The sequence below is a fragment of the Gryllotalpicola sp. CP2-P1 genome (assembly GCF_057512245.1).
The window spans coordinates 1-3802 of sequence record NZ_JBLRDT010000226.1 but is presented as its reverse complement, the minus strand read 5'-3'; the positions used below and the strand labels follow the sequence as shown (position 1 = coordinate 3802).

Genomic DNA, 3802 nt, shown 5'->3' with positions numbered 1-3802 from the left:
GGTCTCAGCGGCAACGGCCGATACGGAGGGGGCGAGTGCGGCCCAGCGGTTCAGCACCTGAACGGGAATCTCGCTGGTCTGCGGAACCGCGTTCTGCGCGCGCAGCGCGGTGACCTCGGAGGGGGCGATCTCACCGGCATCGGCCAGGTCGGCGATCAGAGCATCGAATGCATCGAGAGACGCGTCGATCCTCCGTCTCGCCATAGCTCTACTCCCTTTGCCGTCGGGGCGTTACGGCCCGCCTTGCTCAGTCCCCCGAAGTGCCGACCCGGAAGTCGACCTGGCGAACCTATCAGACCGACCGCGGCGGGCCGTACGGGACCCTCCCAGATTTGGGGGGATGCCCAACAATCGGGCTCAGTCGTTGAGGATCCGGGTGAAGTGATAGCCGATCCCCGACCACTTGCTGACCGGCTCGATCTGCACGTTGCGCCCCGGCTCTGGCGCCGCGACGAGCAGGCCGTTGCCGAGGTACATGCCGACGTGGGCCTCGTCGTCGAAGACGACGAGGTCGCCCGGCTTCGCCTGATCGGCACTGATGACACGCCCCGCGGCGTCCTGGTTCGGCACATAGTGCACCAGGTTGATGCCCACCGTGGCATAGGCGGCCATCGTGAGGCCCGAGCAGTCGATGCCCGAGTGGCTCGCGCCGCCCAGCACATACGGCGTGCCGAGGTACGCGAGCGCCGCGCCGACGATCTTGAGCCGCTGGCCGGGGGTCGCGCCGAGAGCGGACGACGTCGAGGCGAGCGTCGCGGCGTCGGTCTGAGGCGCCGCCTTCTGCAGCAGCTGCGGCACGTTCGGCGCGACCGCCGAGTAGCTCTCTTCGACGATCTTCGGCGCGGGGATCTTGTCGGAGACGTCGAGCGACTGCAGGTCGATCGTGGAGGTCGGGGACCCGTCGAGCGCGGTCGACGTCGTCGCGGCGGTGACGGATGCCGCGCTGAGGGACGCCGCAGCAGCGGCCGTCACAGGCGCGGCGCCCGCGTTCAGGGTCGCGGCATGGGCGGGAACGGCGATGGCGAGGCATCCGGTGATCGCGAGAGTCGTACCGGCGAGCAGGCGTGCTGAGCGCCTGCGCAGCCAGCCGTGGGACTGGTGGGAGGGCAGGGTGGGGCGCATGTCGTTTTCGGGTCTCGTCGTGGGCGCAGGGGGGCGACGCCACGAGGGCTTTCGGGTCGGGAGGGGAACTCGGTCGTTCTCAGCCGCACACACGCCGACCGGAAGGGGGACCGGGGCGGGGCGTCGAGCTGAGAGCCCCGCCGTCGGGGCCGCCCGGAACTCTATGCACGCGGACTGGGCCGAAAGTCCCAGGGTGAACAGGTCGTGCGCACGTGTTGCCTCATGCACCACGTTTGATGCGTTGCGATCGTGGGGATTCCCCGAGGATTCCAAGCTTGCGGGTTGCAGGCAGTGGGGCATCCCCTGTTGGATATGGGCAGTGACCTGCACAAATGGGCGTGCACGTCGACGTGGGGACGCGCGTGGCGATCAACCGCCCTGACGGCCGGGGAACGATCGACGGGGGGGAATCTGGCATGGAACTGAGAATTGACGCCACAAATCCTGCGCCCGCCTCGGAGCAGGTGCGAACCCAGCTTCTCGCGGGGGTTCGCGAAGGCTCACTGCCGCCGGGCGCCAAGCTTCCCACCGTCCGCCAGCTGGCAGATCAACTCGGTATCGCGGTCAACACGGTCGCACGCGCCTACCGCCTTCTCGAAGAAGACGGCATCGTCGAGACCTTCGGCCGCCGCGGCTCGTTCATCGCGAATCAGGGCGACGCGATCCAGCAGCAGCTGCAGGCCGCGGCGACGCAGTTCGCCCGCAAGGCGGCGAGCCTCGGCGTCAGCGCGAAGGACGCGCAGCGGGTCGTCGTCGCGGCGATCAACGGCGAGCTCGGCTAGATCACCGCATCGGTCAGGTCGACGATCGCCCCGTAGCGGTGGTTCGTGATCGAGATCGCCTGCTCACGGAAGAACGGGAGCAGCTCGACGCGGCCCGACGCCGTGACGGGGGCGTCGTAGATGGCGACCTCGGGGTCGCCGCGCAGAGCACGCGAGGCCGTGAGTCCGTTCCCGCCGATGAGGCGGATGCGGTGGATCGGCTTGGGGGGCGTCGCCGGGCCCCCGACCTCGATCGTCTCGGGCCGGAAGGTGAGCCGCGCGTGCCAGGCGTCATCGTCTTCGACCTTCACCGGAACACTGTGCGCCTCGAGCCACGCGGCGACGCCCGCGGGCAGCAAGACGTGGGTCGAGACATCGAATCGCGCGCGCGACACGGATGCCGCCGCGAGCACGCGCAGCAGCTCGGGCAGCGTTCCGCCGGGCCCGAGGCGGATGCTGACCGGAACGGGGCGGTAGCGGAACAGATTGCGCTCGGACCGCAGCCCTGAGGCATCCGTCACCCGCCCGTACTCGGTCGCGTACGCGATCGCATCGGACAGGGCCGAGCGGCGCACGAGGTCGAAGTCCTCGTAGGACAGCTCGGACTGGGCGAGCTCGATCAGCTGCTGCACATCGTGGCCCAGCCCCCGCAGGTGCAGGCTGTTGCTCTGCTCGCCGGGCACGCTCACCCAGGTCCCGAGCGGGAACAGGGTGTTCGGGCCGCCTGCCTTCACGGTCGGGCCGACGGCGGACTTCTTCCACCCGCCGAACGACTGCCGCTGCACGATCGCGCCCGTGATGTGCCGGTTCACGTAGAGATTTCCCGCCTCGACGGCGCCGAGCCACTGCCGGATCTCACGGGCGTCGAGCGAGTGCAGGCCCGCCGTCAGCCCGTAGTCGACGGCGTTCTGCAGCGCAATCGCCTCGGCCAGGGTGCGGGCGCGCATGACGCCGAGCACCGGGCCGAAGAACTCGGTCAGATGCGTGCGGCTGCCCGGCTCGACCCCGGTCTTGATGCCGGGCGACCACAGCCGGCCGGCCGCGATGTCGTCGCGGTCGAGCGGCTTCGGGCGCACGAGCCACGTCTCGCCCTCGTCGAGCTCGGTGAGCGCCCATTCGAGCTTCCCCGACGGCGGCTGGATGAGCGGGCCCATCTGGGTCGCCGGGTCGGTCGCGGGCCCGACCCGCAGGCTGCGCGTCGCGTCGATCAGCTGGTGGCGGAAGCGCGCGTCGTCGGCGACCGAGCCGACGAGGATCACGAGGGATGCCGCAGAGCATTTCTGCCCCGCATTCCCGAACGCGCTGCGCACGATGTCGGCGACGGCCAGGTCGTAGTCGGCGCTCGGCGTGACGATGATCGCGTTCTTGCCGCTCGTCTCGGCCAGCAGCGGCAGGTCGGGGCGCCAGGAGCGGAACAGCTGCGCCGTCTCGAACGACCCGGTGAGCACGACACGGTCGACCCGCGTGTCGGTGATGAGGGCCTTCGACTGCGCGGATTCCTCGTCGATGTCGACGAGCGCGAGCGCGTCGCGCGGCACTCCGGCACGGTGCAGCACGTCGACGAGCACCGCGGCGCAGCGCTTCGACTGGGGTGCGGGCTTGATGATGACCCCGCTGCCCGCGGCGAGCGCGGCGAGCACCCCGCCGGCCGGAATCGAGACCGGGAAGTTCCACGGCGGCACGACCACCGTGAGCGCGCTCGGCTCGAAGCGGGCACCCTGCACGGTGTCGAGCTCGCGCGCGAGGGCGGCGTAGTAGTGGGCGAAGTCGGCGGCCTCGCTCACCTCGACGTCGGCTTCGGCGAGCGTCTTCCCGGTCTCGGCGACCATCACCTCGATGAACTGGTCGCGGTTGGCTGAGATCGCAAGACCGGCGAGGTCGAGCACGTCGGCGCGCTCACTGCCGGGCGCCTGGCCCCA

Annotated in this window: 4 protein-coding genes; 1 reads left to right on the top strand and 3 read right to left on the bottom strand. The window is 70.3% G+C overall.

The features are described 5' to 3' along the window. Positions 1-204 (bottom strand): hypothetical protein (locus tag ACM2XV_RS13225; RefSeq protein WP_487027262.1); only part of this gene is annotated, 204 nt, incomplete at its 3' end. 153 nt (positions 205-357) lie between these two features. Continuing rightward, positions 358-1122 (bottom strand): C40 family peptidase, encoded by a 765-nt coding sequence (locus ACM2XV_RS13220; protein ID WP_487027261.1) that lies wholly within the window; start codon positions 1120-1122, stop codon positions 358-360. Between the two features lie 416 nt (positions 1123-1538). Here ACM2XV_RS13220 and ACM2XV_RS13215 point away from each other — a divergent pair, with 416 nt between their 5' ends. After that, a complete protein-coding gene (locus tag ACM2XV_RS13215; RefSeq protein WP_344775647.1) occupies positions 1539-1904 on the top strand; it encodes a GntR family transcriptional regulator in 366 nt (121 codons plus the stop codon). Here the strand turns inward: ACM2XV_RS13215 and ACM2XV_RS13210 are convergent. Continuing rightward, positions 1901-3802 (bottom strand): aldehyde dehydrogenase family protein (locus ACM2XV_RS13210; RefSeq protein ID WP_487027260.1); only part of this gene is annotated, 1902 nt, incomplete at its 5' end. The two genes, ACM2XV_RS13215 and ACM2XV_RS13210, sit on opposite strands and share 4 nt — an antisense overlap.

Coding starts and splice junctions, on each gene's coding strand:
- ACM2XV_RS13220 (WP_487027261.1), bottom strand. CDS start 1,122: ATGCGCCCCACCCTGCCCTCCCACCAGTCCCACGGCTGGCTGCGCAGG.
- ACM2XV_RS13215 (WP_344775647.1), top strand. CDS start 1,539: ATGGAACTGAGAATTGACGCCACAAATCCTGCGCCCGCCTCGGAGCAG.